We start from the raw sequence: 13,542 nt of genomic DNA, 5'->3' as shown, positions 1-13,542 counted from the left end.
CCACGACCGCTGCGCGCGATGGCCGCGGCGGGACAATAGAACTCCGGTAGGGGAGAGATTCGCATGGGTATGGAAGGCATTGGCGCCAGCGTCGTCCGCAAGGAGGACAAGCGTTTCATCACCGGCAAGGGCCGTTACGTCGACGACGTCAAACTGGTGGGCATGACCTTTGCCCATTTCATCCGCAGCCCGCACGCGCATGCCAAGGTCAAGAGCATCGACTCCTCGGCCGCCGAGGCGATGCCGGGCGTGGTCGCGGTGCTGACCGGCAGGCAGATCGTCGACGACAAGGTCGGCAACCTGATCTGCGGCTGGGCCATCACCTCGAAAGACGGCTCGCCGATGAAGATGGGAGCATGGCCGGCGATGGCGCCGGAGACCGTGCGGTTCGTCGGCCAGGCCGTCGCTGTGGTGATCGCCGAGAGCAAGAACCTCGCCCGTGACGCGGCCGAAGCCGTCGTGGTGGAATATGAAGAGCTGCCGGCGGTCGCCGACATGCCCTCCGCGCTGAAGCCCGGCGCGCCGCAGCTTCACCCGGAGGCCCCCGGCAACGTCGTCTATGACTGGCATATTGGCGACGAGGGAGCGGTCAACGCCGCCTTCGCCAAGGCCGCCAACGTCGTCACGCTGGAATTGACCAACAACCGGCTCGCACCCAACGCGATGGAGCCGCGCGCGGCGATCGCCGACTACGACGCCGCCGAGGAGCACTTCACGCTCTACACGACGTCGCAGAACCCGCACGTCGCCCGCCTGGTGCTGTCGGCGTTCTACAACATCGCGCCGGAGCACAAGCTGCGCGTCATCGCGCCCGACGTCGGCGGCGGCTTCGGCTCCAAGATCTTCATCTATCCCGAGGAGATGGTGGCGCTGTGGGCCTCCAAGAAGGTCGGCCGCCCGGTGAAGTGGACCGGCGACCGCACCGAGGCGTTCCTGACCGACGCGCACGGCCGCGACCACATCTCCAAGGCGGAGATGGCGCTCGATGCCGACAACAAGATCCTGGGGCTGCGCGTCAAGACCCACGCCAATTTCGGCGCCTACATGTCGCTGTTCTCGTCCTCGGTGCCGACCTATCTGTACGCGACCCTGCTGTCGGGCCAGTACAACATCCCGGCGATCTATGCCGAGGTGATGGGCGTCTACACCAACACCACGCCGGTCGACGCCTATCGCGGCGCCGGACGCCCTGAGGCGAGCTATCTGCTGGAGCGGCTGATGGAGACCGCGGCGCGCCAGCTCAAGGTCGATCCGGCCGAGCTGCGGCGCAAGAACTTCATCACCCAGTTCCCGCACCAGACCCCGGTGATCATGGCCTACGACACCGGCGACTTCAACGCCTCGCTCGACGCGGCGCTGAAGGCCATCGACTATGCCGGCTTCCCGGCCCGCAAGGCAGCCGCCAAGGCGCAGGGCAAGCTGCGCGGCATCGGCTTCTCCTGCTACATCGAGGCCTGCGGTATCGCGCCGTCGAAGGCAGTCGGCAGCCTGGGCGCCGGCGTCGGTCTGTGGGAATCGGCTGAGATCCGCGTCAATCCGGTCGGCACCATCGAGGTGCTCACCGGCTCGCACAGCCACGGCCAGGGCCACGAGACCACCTTCTGCCAGCTCATTGCCGAGCGCCTGGGCGTGCCGATCAGCCAGGTCTCGATCGTTCATGGCGACACCGACAAGGTGCAGTTCGGCATGGGCACCTACGGCTCGCGCTCGGCCGCAGTCGGCCTCACCGCGATCCTCAAGGCGATGGAGAAGGTCGAGGCCAAGGCCAAGAAGATCGCAGCGCATGCGCTGGAGGCTTCGGAAGGCGACATCGTCATCGAGAACGGCGAGTTCAAGGTGACCGGCACCGACAAGTCGATCGCGCTGCCGATGGTCGCCCTCGCCGCCTACACCGCGCACAACCTGCCGGACGGCATGGAGCCCGGATTGAAGGAGAGTGCCTTCTACGATCCGACCAACTTCACCTTCCCGGCCGGCACCTATATCTGCGAGCTCGAGGTCGACGAGGCCACCGGCAAGACGTCGTTCGTCAACTTCGTGGCGGCGGACGATTTCGGCCGGCTGATCAACCCGATGATCGTCGAGGGCCAGGTCCACGGCGGTCTCGTCCAGGGCATCGGCCAGGCGCTGCTCGAGCACGCGATCTACGACAGCAACGGCCAGCCGGTGACGGCGTCCTTCATGGACTACGCGATGCCGCGCGCCGACGACGTGCCGTCCTTCAAGCTCAGCCACACCACGACCCTGTGCCCGGGCAATCCGCTCGGCGTGAAGGGCTGCGGCGAGGCCGGCGCGATCGGCGCATCCGCCGCCGTGATCAACGCGATCACGGATGCGATTGGCAACAACAAGCTGGAAATGCCGGCGACGCCGGACCGCGTCTGGCACGCGATCCACGGCAACGCCTGATCGAACGGAGGAGCAACCATGTATCAGACGACTTATCACCGTGCCTCCTCGGTCGACGAGGCGGCGGCGCTGTTCAGCAAGGGCAGCGAAGCCAAGTTCCTTGCCGGCGGTCACACCTTGATCCCGGTGATGAAGCAGCGCCTTGCTGCTCCGTCCGATGTCATCGACATCGGCAAGATCAAGGACCTGATCGGCATCCAGTTGGCCGGCGACACGCTCACCATCAAGGCCGCGACCACCTATTACGACATCATGACCAATGCCGATGTGAAGAAGGCGATCCCTGCCATCGCCCATCTCACCTCGGTGCTCGGCGATCCCGCGGTGCGCTCCCGCGGCACGATCGGCGGCTCGATCGCCAACAACGATCCGGCTGCCGACTTCCCTGCGGCGTTGGTTTCGCTCGGTGCCACGGTGAAGACCAACAAGCGGTCGATCTTGGCCGATGATTTCTTCAAGGGCCTGTTCACGACGGCGCTCGAGGACGGCGAGATCATCACCGAGGTGTCGTTCCCGGTGCCGGAGAAGGCCGGCTACGCCAAGATGCGCCACCCCGCGTCGCGCTTTGCGCTCACGGGTGTGTTCGTCACCAAGACCAAGGGCGGCGACGTCCGCGTCGCGGCCACCGGCGCCTCGCAGAGCGGCGTGATGCGCGTGCCCGCGATCGAGGCGGCTTTGAAGTCGAACTGGTCGGCGTCGGCGATCGACGGGGTCAGCATCCCGGCGAGCGGCCTGCTCAGCGACATCCACGGCTCGGCGGACTATCGCGCCAATCTGGTGAAGGTGATGGCGAAGCGCGCGGTTCAGGCCGCGGGCTGACCTCGCAACGCGGATCATTCCGCGCAACGGCACGACAAATTCCATGCGGCGCGCAGCAATGCGCGCCGTTTTGCTTTGCGGCATACGGCGCGCTTGCGTTGGCCTGATGCACGCGGGACAATTGCGGATCAGAACGCGATCCGAAAAGACGCGTGAATCAAGGACACAACGACGTGCTCGACAAGACCGCTCCTCACAACCAGACCCGCGCCACCGGACCGCTCGCAGGCTTCCGCATCGTCGAGTTCGCCGGCATCGGACCGGGTCCGTTCGCCTGCATGCTGCTGGCGGACATGGGCGCGGAGGTGGTGACGCTGGATCGTGTCGGCGCGCGCAAGACGATGAAGTCGGTCGCCGGCCGCGGTCGCAAGGTGATCGAGCTCGATCTCAAGGACAAGTCGGTCATCGCCGAGGTGCTCGATCTGCTCGCCGGTGCCGACGCGCTGATCGAAGGCTTCCGGCCCGGCGTGATGGAGCGGCTCGGCCTCGGCCCCGACGTGGTGCTCGCGCGCAATCCGAAGCTGGTCTACGGCCGCATGACCGGCTGGGGCCAGGAGGGACCGCTGGCGCATGCGGCCGGTCACGACATCAACTATATCTCGATCACCGGCGCGCTGGCCGCGATCGGACCCCGGGAGCGCCCGGTGCCGCCGCTCAACTTGGTCGGCGACTTCGGCGGCGGCGCGCTCTACCTCGTCGTCGGTGTGCTTGCCGCGCTGCTGGAAGCGTCAAAGTCCGGCAAGGGACAAGTGGTGGACACCGCGATGTGCGACGGCGCGGCCTCGCTGCTCGCGATGTTCTTCGACCTCACCGCGATGGGCCGCTGGACCGAGGGGCGCGAGCGCAACTTCCTCGATGGCGGCGCGCACTTCTACGGCGTCTACGAATGCGCCTGCGGCAACTTCATCTCGATCGGCTCGATCGAGCCGCAGTTCTACGCGCTGCTGCGGCAGCACGCCGATCTCTCCGATCCCGCCTTCGATGCACAGATGGATCCGCGCGCATGGCCGGCGCTGAAGGAGAAGCTGGTCAGCGTGTTCAAGAGCAAGACGCGGGAGGAATGGTGCGCGATCATGGAAGGCACCGACATCTGCTTCGCGCCGGTGCTGACGATGTCGGAGGCGCCCAAGCACGCCCACATGGCCGCGCGCGGCGTGTTCGTCCAGCGGCACGGCGTGACGCAGCCCGCGCCAGCGCCAAGGTTCTCACGGACGCCGTCGACCATCCGTGAGCCGGAGGTGACGGAGATCGGGACGCTGGTGAATGCTTGGAAGGCTGGGCGTTAAGCGGACGGCTGCGGTCGCGCCGACGGTGCGCTACGCGACTATTCCGATCTGAGTGAGTTGGCCACGCCCCTGCCTCAAACGCGGTGTCGTCCCGGCGAACGCCGGGACCCATAGCCACCGGCCGTCGTGTGGCGAAAATTATCGATGACTGTGCCCGACCGATACATCACGCGGTATGGGTCCCGGCGTTCGCCGGGACGACACTGTCTGTGGAGCGAAGGCGTGCGTCCCACACACACCGTCATTGCGTGCGCAACGACTTGTCCGCCGAAGCTCGAAGAGAAGGCGGAAGCAATCCAGGGCTACAGCGGAAGTCTGGGCTGCATCAGCGAGAACAACACACACCGATGAACGGCCCTACTCCGCCGCCTCGACCTTGAGCACGCCGCGGCGGATCTGGTCCTCCTCGATCGACTCGAACAGCGCCTTGAAGTTGCCTTCGCCAAAACCGTCGTCGCCCTTGCGCTGGATGAACTCGAAGAAGATCGGACCGATGGCATTGGCCGAGAAGATCTGCAGCAGCACCTTGGTGTGACCGCCGGCAACGACGCCCTCGCCGTCGATCAGGATGCCGTTTCTCTGCAGCCGGGCGAGGTCCTCGCCATGCTTGGGCAAACGCGCGTCGATGCGCTCGAAATAGGTGTCGGGCGGCGACGGCATGAACGGCAGGCCGGCGGCGCGCAGGCCCTCGACGGTCGAGTAGATATCGCGGGCGCCGCAGGCGATGTGCTGGATGCCTTCGCCGCGATAGATCTTCAGATACTCCTCGATCTGCCCGGAATCGCCGGCGTCCTCGTTGATCGGAATCCGGATCTTGCCGTCGGGGCTGGTCAGCGCGCGCGAGAACAGGCCCGAGGCGCGGCCCTCGATGTCGAAGAAGCGGATCTGGCGGAAGTTGAACAGCTTTTCGTAGAAGCCGGCCCACACGTTCATGCGGCCGCGATGCACATTGTGGGTCAGGTGATCGATATAGTAGAGGCCCGAGCCCGCGGGCCGCGGGTCGCGCGCGCCGGTCCAGTCGAATTCGAGATCATAGGCCGAGCCCTTGGCGCCATAGCGATCGACCAGATACAGCAGGCTGCCGCCGATGCCCTTGATCACAGGAACGTCCAGCGTCTTCTGCGATGCGGGCAGGTCGGCCGGCTCGGCGCCGAGCGCGATCGCGCGCGCGTAAGCCTTGTTGGCATCGACCACGCGGAACGCCATAGACGGCGCGCAGGGGCCGTGCGCGGCGACGAAGTCGTGACCGTGGCTGCCGGGCTCCTCGTTGACGAGATAGTTGATGTCGCCCTGGCGATACAGCGTGATCGCCTTGGTCTTGTGGCGCGCGACCGCCACGAAGCCCATCAGCTTGAACAGGGCATGCAGCTCGCCGGCGTCGGGATGCGCATATTCGACGAACTCGAAGCCATCCGTGCCCATCGGGTTGTCGGCGGAGATGGTGGCAGGCGGCGCATCGTGCGGAAACGGACCCATGGCAAGCTCCTAGGCTGATTGGGTTCATGATCTCCCCAATTCGATGCATGGAGCATGCAAACCATTGTCATTTTCGCCGAGATATGCACGATCCGTGCATGATTAGGGGAGATAGCGCATGAACTTCGTCGATAGCTTCGATCTCCGCATCTTGGCCGCGCTCCAGGATGACGGTCGCCTGACCAACCAGGAGCTGGCCGAGATCGCCGGGCTCTCGGCCTCGCAATGCTCGCGGCGGCGGATGCGGCTGGAGGAGGACGGCGTCATCGCCGGCTACCGCGCCCAGCTCGCCAGCCAAGCGCTCGGCTTCGAGCTGATCGCCTTCATCCAGATCACGCTGGCGACGCATTCGCCCGACAACGCCGAGAAGTTTCGCGCGCTGGTGAACCGCATCGACGACATCCAGGAGGCCTACGCGCTGACGGGCGATTCCGACTACCTGCTGAAGGTGGTGCTGCGCGACCTCAAGAGCCTGTCAGACATCGTCAACAACGTGCTGATGCCACACCAGAGCGTGGCGCACGTGCGCTCCTCGATCGTGCTCGACCGTCTCAAGGAAAGCGCCAAGCTGCCGCTGGCGTCGCTATCGACCGGCTGAGCTCATACGGCGCGAATCGAGGGATTTGCGCCCTTCAACATCCCCATCACTTTTGCGACGATTGCCGTGCTCCCTGACCTGCGAGACGCCCATGGCCCTGCAGCTTCGGCCCAATTGCGAATATTGCGACAAGGACCTGCCGCCGGCCGCGCAGGACGCGCGCATCTGCTCCTATGAATGCACCTTCTGCGCCGACTGCGTCGAGACCAGGCTGTTCAACGTCTGCCCGAACTGCGGCGGCGGCTTCGCGCCGCGGCCGATCCGGCCGGCGCGGCAGTGGCGGCCGGGGGTCTGCACCGTGAAACAAGTGCCGTCGGACAAGCGCGTTCACCTGAAATATGCGGCCGAGGATGTTGCCGCCTTCGTCGCCGGCGTGAAGCACGTGCCGCCAGTGGAGCGTTGAGCTCTCTTCCCGTCACTATGGATTCCGGGCTCGGCCCTGCGGGCCGCCCCGGAATGACGGCAGTGGATGGGGCGGCTACTCCGCTGCGACGATCGTGCCTTCGACCTCGCCGAAGCCGACGCGATAGCCGTTGCCCTGGCACCAGCCGCGCATCACCAGCGAATCGCCGTCCTCCAGGAACGTGCGCTTCACGCCGCCGGCGAGTTCGATGGGCTCGGTGCCGTTCCAGCTGATCTCGAGCAGGCTCCCGCGCTGGTGCTTCTCCGGGCCGGAGATGGTGCCACTCCCCAGGAGATCGCCGACGCTCATGACACACCCTGACGAGGCATGGTGCATCAGCTGCTGCACGCTCGACCAGTACATGTACTTGAAATTGGTCTGCGCGATGGTCTGCGCGGCGTTGCTGCCCGACGCACGCAAGGCGACGTCGAGCGCGAGATCGTAGTTCTGCGCGGCCTTCTGCTGCAGGTAGGGCAGCGGCACCGGGTCCTGCGTTGGCCCGGCCACCCGGAACGGCTCCAGCGCCTCTGATGTCACCACCCATGGACTGATCGAGGTCGCGAACGCCTTGGCCTGGAACGGCCCGAGCGGGACGTACTCCCATTGCTGGATGTCGCGCGCGCTCCAGTCGTTGAGCAACACGAAGCCGAAGATCATCGCCTCCGCCTGCGCCTCGGTCAGCATCTCGCCGAGCGGAGATGATTGGCCGATGACGACGCCCATCTCCAGCTCGAAATCGAGCCGCTTGCACGGGCCGAAGCTCGGCACGTCGGCGCTCGGCGGCTTCAGCTGCCCGCGCGGCCGGCGCACCTTGGTGCCGGAGACGACCACGGTCGACGCGCGGCCGTTATAGCCGATCGGCATGTGCAGCCAGTTCGGCTGCAGCGCGTTGTCCTTGCCGCGGAACATGACGCCGACATTGGTGGCGTGCTCCTTCGACGAATAGAAGTCGGTGTAGCCGGCGACGTGAAACGGCAAGTGCAGGTTGACGTCGTTGCGCGGCAGCAGCGCGCGGCTGCGCAGCGGCTTGTCGTCACGCAGGCGCGGATTGTCATGGCGCAGCAGTGCGCTGATCGCCGCGCGGGTCTTCGACCACACGGCGGGGCCGAGCGCCATGAAGGCATTCAGCGAGGATTGCGCGAACACCTCATAGGCCGGCGACAGGTCGAGCAGGCCCTCATCTTCGAGCACGGCGAGATCGAGCACGAAATCGCCAATGGCGACACCGACGCGCGGCTTCGGCGAATCGGCGGCGGAGAACACGCCATAGGGCAGGTTCTGGATCGGAAAGTCCGAGGCCGGATCGGCCGGAATGAAGGAGCGGAGTGAGGGGTCGTTGGGGTGGGTCAAAATGCTTCTCCAAACCGGGTCGTCATGCCCGGGCTTGACCCGCCTGCGCGGCCGAAGCCGCTTCGGCGCGAAGGCCCGGGCATCCATCTAGCCGGCGGGACGATAGACGTGGATGGCCGGGTCAAGCCCGGCCATGACGGCATTGACATAGTTCGCGCTAAGGCCTGTTCGGATCAAACCGCTTCTCCAGTCCGTTCCAGCAATCGGCATAGTCAGGCTGCAAGGTGCCGGACTCCGCTGCGTGCCTGGTGATCCGCTGCGGGAAGCGCGTCTCGAACATGAAGGCCATGGTGCCGGTGAGCTTGACGGGCTTCAACTCGCCATTGCTGGCGTGATCGAACGCCTCGCGGTCCGGGCCGTGCGGCAGCATGCAATTGTGCAAGGACATGCCGCCCGGCACGAAGCCCTGCGGCTTGGCGTCGTAGACGCCGTAGATCAGGCCCATGAACTCCGACATGATGTTCATGTGATACCACGGCGGGCGGAAGGTGTTGTCAGCGACCATCCAGCGCTCCGGGAAGATCACGAAGTCGATGTTGGCGGTGCCCGCCGTCTCCGACGGTGAGGTCAGCACGGTGAAGATCGACGGATCGGGATGATCGAAGCCGATCGCGCCGACCGGCGAGAAGGTGCGCAGGTCGTATTTGTAGGGCGCGTAGTTGCCGTGCCAGGCGACGACGTCGATCGGAGAGTGCTTCAGCTCGGTCTTGAACAGCGCGCCACCCCACTTCACATAGAGCTCGGTCGGGGTGTCCTTGTCCTCATACGACGCCACCGGCGTCAGGAAGTCGCGGGCATTGGCAAGGCAATTCGCGCCGATCGGGCCGCGCTCCGGCAGGGTGAAGGCGCCGCCGTAGTTCTCGCACAGATAGCCGCGCGCAGGTCCGGCCGGAATCTCGACCCGGAACTTCACGCCGCGCGGGATCACGACGATCTCGCCGGGCTCGGCATCGATGCGGCCGAACTCCGTGACGAACAACAGGCGGCCCTGCTGCAGCACGAACATCAGCTCGCCGTCGGCGTCGTAGAAGTGCTGATCGACCATCGACCTGGTGATGACGTAGACATGCGTCGCCATGCCGGCCTGCGTCGCCGCATCGCCCGCCGTCGTCATGGTCTGCACGCCCTGCAGGAACGTCACCTCGCCCGACGGCATCGGAGTCGGATCCCAGCGCAGCTGCTGTACCGTGATCTCCTGCTCGTGGCAGGGCGCGGTGCGCCACAGCCCGGCATCGACGCGTGTGAAGCGGCCGGAATGCTTCACCGACGGACGGATGCGATACAGCCATGAGCGCTCGTTGGACCCGCGCGGCGCCGTAAACGGCGAGCCCGAGAGCTGCTCGGCATAGAGACCATAGGCGCAGCGCTGCGGCGAGTTGCGCCCGATTGGCAGCGCACCAGGCAGCGCTTCGGTCTCGAACGAATTGCCGAAGCCCGACATGTAGCCCGGCGTAACCTGCCCCGTGGCGCGGTTGAGCTGGTCAGGCGATGTGTTGACGTTCATCATCCTTCTCCTTGCAGGCGGGCCCACATCTCGCGGTCGCGCTCGGCGGTCCAGATCACGGGATCGTCGATGCCACTGGCCTCGTCATAGGCGCGCGACACGTTGAACGGCAGGCAGTGCTCGTAGATCGCGAAGCTCGAGAACTTCGGGTCCATCACGTCGCGCGTGGCGGCCATGGATTCCTTCAGGCTGCGTCCCTTCGCGACCGACATCTCGGCCGCGCCGTACAGCGAGCTGACGAAGTCGCGCGTCATCGCGATCGCCTCGCGCACGGTGGCCTCGCCTTTCAGCGCATCGCCGCGACCGGGCGCGATCGCCTTGGGATTGAAGTCGCGGATCTCGTTCAAGGTCGACGGCCATTCGCGCAGATAGGCGTCGCCGCAATAGCAGGCCGAATGATATTCGATGAGGTCGCCGGAGAACATCACCTCGGCGTCCGGCACCCAGGCGACGATGTCGCCGGAGGTGTGGCCGGCGCCGAGCTGGATCAGCTGCACCTCGCGCTTGCCGAGATGGATCGTCATCTCGCCTTCGAAAGTCAGCGTCGGCCAGGTCAGGCCGGGGATGCTCTCGGCGTCCTGGAACAGGCGCGGGAAGCGGCCGTATTCGGAATCCCAGTCCTGCTGGCCGCGCTCGACGATCAGTCGGCGCGTCTCCTGCGAGGCGACGATGCCCTGGGCGTGATAGGCCGAAGCGCCAAGCACGCGCACCGCGTGGTAATGCGACAGCACGACATATTTGATCGGCTTGTCGGTGACGGTCTTGACGCGCTCGATCACCTTGTTGGCCATCGCCGGCGTCGCCTGCGCATCGAACACGATGCAGCCGTCATCGCCGACGATCACCGCCGAGTTCGGATCGCCCTCCGCGGTGAAGGCATAGAGATCCGGGCCGATCTCGGAGAAGGTCACCTTCTTCTCGGTGAGATCCGTCGTGGAAGCGAAACCTTTCGCCATCAGTTCATTCCTTGTGTGCGCGGCAGCCTATTGCTGCTGTTGTTGTTGCTGTTGACCGGCATCAGCCATGCTGCGTTTCGCCAGCGTGATCGCGTCGCGCAGGACGCCGATGTCGCCGATGTGATTGGCGAGGATCAGGACCAATGCCGCATCGAGGTCGGCGCTTTCGAGGTCCGAGAGGCCGCGATGGGCTTCGACAATGGCGCGGAAGGCATCGTCGGGCTTGGGGAAATTGGAGGCGGTCGAGAGCGTCATCGTTGCGGCTTCCTCAGTTCAGGCCGCAGGCGCGTGCGACCGCCGCCGCGATCGCGGCGCGGCTCGGGTGCCGGAAGCGCGCCGCGACATAGCCATCCGGACGCAGCAGATAGGATGTGCCGGGTTTGGCACCGTAACGCTTGACCGCGAAGCCCTCGCCATCGGTGAGGCCATTCGGGTCGCCGACGCGGATGACACCGACATCGTCGGGCACGTCGATCGCCTCACCATTGGCAAACGACAGCAGCGTGAAGCGCCGGCCCTGAGCGTTGAACGCATCGGTAAGATGGAGGTGCCGTCCGTCGGCTGCCTTCAGCGGCGCATCCGGCATCGATGTCCCCGGGCGCGGTCCGGTCTCCCAGGCCTCGTCATCTTCGGTCGACAGCGGCGTCTCGTAGACCGAGGGAACCGACAGCCGGCCGCCATTGACCATGCGCTTGCCGAATTCGGTATCCCGGGCGAGCGCGAGCACCACTTTGCGAAGCCGCGCCTCCTGGTGCGAGTTCGGCGCCATGAAATCCGTCGCGCGCGTCGACTCGCGAATGTTCTCGTCGGCCGCCGCGCTTCGCTCCAGATGGTAGGTGTCGAGCAGCGCCGCGGGCGAGCTTCCGCGCAGCACGCGATCGAGCTTCCAGGCCAGATTCTCGGCATCCTCCAGCCCCGAATTGGCCCCGCGTGCGCCGAACGGCGAAACCTGATGGGCAGAGTCGCCGGCGAAGACGACGCGACCATGAATGAAGCGCTCCATGCGCCGGCACTGGAATTTATAGAGCGAGATCCACTCGAATTCGAACTGGTCATGGCCGAGCATGCGCGCGATCCGTGGCCGCACATTCTCCGGCTGCTTCTCGACGTTGGGATCGGCATAGCGGCTGAGCTGCAGGTCGATGCGCCAGACATTGTCCGGCTGCCGGTGCAACAGCGCCGAGCGTCCGGCGTGGAACGGCGGATCGAACCAGAACCAGCGCTCGGTGGGGAATTCGGCCGTCATCCTGACGTCGGCGATCAGGAACTGATCCTCGAACACCTTGCCGGAGAAGCCCGCGCCGACCATCTGGCGCAGCGAGGAGCGCGCGCCATCACAGGCGATCACATATTGCGCCGACAGCCGATACGGGCCGTCCGGCGTCTCGATCGTCAGCACCACGTGATCATTGCGCTGTTCGAGCGCGGTGACCTTGTTGCGCCAGCGCAGCGAGATCGCCGGCAGCGCGTTGACGCGATCGACCAGATAGGCCTCGGCGTAGAACTGCTGCAGGTTGATGAAGGCCGGCCGCTTGTGCCCGGGCTCCGGCAACAGGTTGAACTGATAGAGCTCGGACGGGCCGTGGAAGATGCGGCCGACGTTCCACACCACGCCCTTGTCGACCATCCGGTCGCCGACGCCGAGCCGATCCCAATATTCCAGCGAGCGCTTCGAAAAGCAGATCGCACGCGAGCCCTCGCCGATACGATCGGCATCATCGAGCACGACCACCGCATGGCCGCGCTGCGCGAGATCGATCGCGAACGACAGCCCGACGGGACCCGCACCTACGACGACGACCGGATGCGCGGCCGGCGTGGCCTGATCCTGGTCTTCGTGCCGATGATAGCCGAACTGAACCTTCGCCTGGCCCGCGCCCTGCCCCGGATTGGCCTGCACCATGGCTTGCTCGCCTTGTGGTTTTCTTGGACTTTTCGACGCGACGATTTTCGAAGCGACCGACATTTCCTCGGGCGAGGCCATCTGGCCGTCTTGCCAGATAGTCTCACCTGCAACTATTCTAAAGCCGACGGCTTCGGCCGCGTCAACTCAAAAATCGGAGCGCGATCTTGGCGAAGCCATCTCCCGCGGCGTCCAGGCAGCAGGCGAAGCCGGTCGAGGATGACCGAAATGCCGCGGTGCCGCAGGACGACGAGCGGCTCGACCTGTTCAAGTTCGCGCCATTCCGGCTCAACCGTCTGGCCGCGGAGGTCAGCGCGGCGCTCGCCGTCGAGTATCGCGAGCGCTATGGGCTCGACATTCCGGAATGGCGCGTGCTGGCGACGCTCGGCTTCCGCCGCGAGGCCTGCAGCGCGCAATATGTCGCAGCGTGCACCCGCACGCACAAATCGACCATCAGCCGGGCCGTGACGTCGCTGCTGGAGCGGCGGCTGATCGAGCGGGTCGAGAACACCGAGGATCGCCGCGAGTTCCGCCTGCGCCTCACACGGAAGGGCAAGACGCTGTACGAGGAGTTGATCCCGCGTTTGCAGCAGCGCGAGCGCGAAATCATGGCATGCCTGTCCGGCGACGAGCGCAGGACGTTCGACCGCCTGATCGGCAAGATCGAGGCGAGCCTCGACCTGATCCAGACCAGCGAGGAGGCCGACGCGAAGCAGGCCTATTAGTTGCCAAGGTGTAGAGTGGGCAAAGCGCCGCCGGAGGCGGCGCGTGCCCGCCGTTCTTCGTCGGATTGAGACGGTGGGCGCGGCGCGTGAGACTGCTGCCAAGCAACAAGCAC

General features: G+C 65.7%; 12 protein-coding genes. 6 read left to right on the top strand and 6 right to left on the bottom strand.

The window, feature by feature from the left end:
* Positions 1 to 63 precede the first annotated feature (63 nt).
* From ACQR1D_RS03215 to ACQR1D_RS03205, 3 genes are all read left to right on the top strand, one after another.
* The gene (locus ACQR1D_RS03215; RefSeq protein ID WP_434838194.1) at positions 64 to 2,409 is read left to right on the top strand and encodes a xanthine dehydrogenase family protein molybdopterin-binding subunit; all 2,346 of its coding nucleotides are present in this window, start codon (positions 64 to 66) and stop codon (positions 2,407 to 2,409) included.
* An 18-nt stretch (positions 2,410 to 2,427) separates the two neighbouring features.
* Positions 2,428 to 3,228 carry an FAD binding domain-containing protein gene (locus tag ACQR1D_RS03210; protein ID WP_434838195.1) on the top strand — a complete coding sequence of 267 codons (801 nt, stop codon included), beginning with the start codon at positions 2,428 to 2,430 and terminating at the stop codon, positions 3,226 to 3,228.
* Positions 3,229 to 3,401: 173 nt separating this feature from the next.
* The gene (locus tag ACQR1D_RS03205; RefSeq protein ID WP_434838216.1) at positions 3,402 to 4,514 is read left to right on the top strand and encodes a CaiB/BaiF CoA transferase family protein; all 1,113 of its coding nucleotides are present in this window, start codon (positions 3,402 to 3,404) and stop codon (positions 4,512 to 4,514) included.
* Positions 4,515 to 4,871: 357 nt separating this feature from the next.
* On the opposite strand, the gene hppD is transcribed toward ACQR1D_RS03205, so the two are convergent.
* A complete protein-coding gene (hppD, locus tag ACQR1D_RS03200; protein ID WP_316215266.1) occupies positions 4,872 to 5,990 on the bottom strand; it encodes a 4-hydroxyphenylpyruvate dioxygenase in 1,119 nt (372 codons plus the stop codon).
* Positions 5,991 to 6,108: 118 nt separating this feature from the next.
* Here hppD and ACQR1D_RS03195 point away from each other — a divergent pair, with 118 nt between their 5' ends.
* Entirely contained in the window at positions 6,109 to 6,588 is a 480-nt protein-coding gene (locus tag ACQR1D_RS03195; RefSeq protein WP_316238039.1) for an Lrp/AsnC family transcriptional regulator, read from the top strand.
* Between the two features lie 91 nt (positions 6,589 to 6,679).
* Positions 6,680 to 6,991: a DUF1272 domain-containing protein gene (locus ACQR1D_RS03190; RefSeq protein WP_315801714.1), complete on the top strand. Its 312-nt coding sequence runs from the start codon at positions 6,680 to 6,682 to the stop codon at positions 6,989 to 6,991.
* Between the two features lie 75 nt (positions 6,992 to 7,066).
* Here the strand turns inward: ACQR1D_RS03190 and fahA are convergent, their stop codons facing one another.
* The 5 genes from fahA to ACQR1D_RS03165 all read right to left on the bottom strand — a co-directional run bounded on the left by fahA (position 7,067) and on the right by ACQR1D_RS03165 (position 12,704).
* The gene (fahA, locus tag ACQR1D_RS03185; protein ID WP_315801715.1) at positions 7,067 to 8,341 is read right to left on the bottom strand and encodes a fumarylacetoacetase; all 1,275 of its coding nucleotides are present in this window, start codon (positions 8,339 to 8,341) and stop codon (positions 7,067 to 7,069) included.
* Between the two features lie 157 nt (positions 8,342 to 8,498).
* Positions 8,499 to 9,845, bottom strand: coding sequence for a homogentisate 1,2-dioxygenase (hmgA, locus tag ACQR1D_RS03180; protein WP_316179256.1), 1,347 nt, complete (start codon positions 9,843 to 9,845; stop codon positions 8,499 to 8,501).
* On the bottom strand, positions 9,845 to 10,801 hold the full coding sequence (locus ACQR1D_RS03175) for an MBL fold metallo-hydrolase (RefSeq protein ID WP_315801717.1): 957 nt from the start codon (positions 10,799 to 10,801) through the stop codon (positions 9,845 to 9,847). Before ACQR1D_RS03175 ends, hmgA begins: the two co-directional genes overlap by 1 nt.
* A 27-nt stretch (positions 10,802 to 10,828) precedes the next feature.
* Positions 10,829 to 11,056 carry a DUF2783 domain-containing protein gene (locus ACQR1D_RS03170; RefSeq protein ID WP_315801718.1) on the bottom strand — a complete coding sequence of 76 codons (228 nt, stop codon included), beginning with the start codon at positions 11,054 to 11,056 and terminating at the stop codon, positions 10,829 to 10,831.
* A gap of 13 nt (positions 11,057 to 11,069) precedes the next feature.
* Complete coding sequence (locus ACQR1D_RS03165; RefSeq protein ID WP_316238035.1) at positions 11,070 to 12,704, bottom strand: FAD-dependent oxidoreductase; 1,635 nt, start codon at positions 12,702 to 12,704, stop codon at positions 11,070 to 11,072.
* 167 nt (positions 12,705 to 12,871) lie between these two features.
* Between ACQR1D_RS03165 and ACQR1D_RS03160 the strand changes: the two genes are divergently transcribed.
* The gene (locus ACQR1D_RS03160) at positions 12,872 to 13,429 is read left to right on the top strand and encodes a MarR family winged helix-turn-helix transcriptional regulator (RefSeq protein WP_434838196.1); all 558 of its coding nucleotides are present in this window, start codon (positions 12,872 to 12,874) and stop codon (positions 13,427 to 13,429) included.
* Positions 13,430 to 13,542 lie beyond the last annotated feature (113 nt).

It is taken from the genome of Bradyrhizobium sp. HKCCYLRH2047 (assembly GCF_051168175.1).
Taxonomy (GTDB): Bacteria; Pseudomonadota; Alphaproteobacteria; order Rhizobiales; family Xanthobacteraceae; genus Bradyrhizobium.
Note: the sequence above shows the minus strand (reverse complement) of the source record. Positions and strands in the feature narration are given on the sequence as shown.

What these genes read in the sequence shown, in the direction of transcription:
- ACQR1D_RS03215 (WP_434838194.1), top strand. Translation starts at nt 64, where the DNA reads ATGGGTATGGAAGGCATTGGCGCCAGCGTCGTCCGCAAGGAGGACAAG.
- ACQR1D_RS03210 (WP_434838195.1), top strand. Translation starts at nt 2,428, where the DNA reads ATGTATCAGACGACTTATCACCGTGCCTCCTCGGTCGACGAGGCGGCG.
- hppD (WP_316215266.1), bottom strand. Translation starts at nt 5,990, where the DNA reads ATGGGTCCGTTTCCGCACGATGCGCCGCCTGCCACCATCTCCGCCGAC.
- ACQR1D_RS03195 (WP_316238039.1), top strand. Translation starts at nt 6,109, where the DNA reads ATGAACTTCGTCGATAGCTTCGATCTCCGCATCTTGGCCGCGCTCCAG.
- ACQR1D_RS03190 (WP_315801714.1), top strand. Translation starts at nt 6,680, where the DNA reads ATGGCCCTGCAGCTTCGGCCCAATTGCGAATATTGCGACAAGGACCTG.
- hmgA (WP_316179256.1), bottom strand. Translation starts at nt 9,845, where the DNA reads ATGAACGTCAACACATCGCCTGACCAGCTCAACCGCGCCACGGGGCAG.
- ACQR1D_RS03175 (WP_315801717.1), bottom strand. Translation starts at nt 10,801, where the DNA reads ATGGCGAAAGGTTTCGCTTCCACGACGGATCTCACCGAGAAGAAGGTG.
- ACQR1D_RS03170 (WP_315801718.1), bottom strand. Translation starts at nt 11,056, where the DNA reads ATGACGCTCTCGACCGCCTCCAATTTCCCCAAGCCCGACGATGCCTTC.
- ACQR1D_RS03165 (WP_316238035.1), bottom strand. Translation starts at nt 12,704, where the DNA reads ATGGTGCAGGCCAATCCGGGGCAGGGCGCGGGCCAGGCGAAGGTTCAG.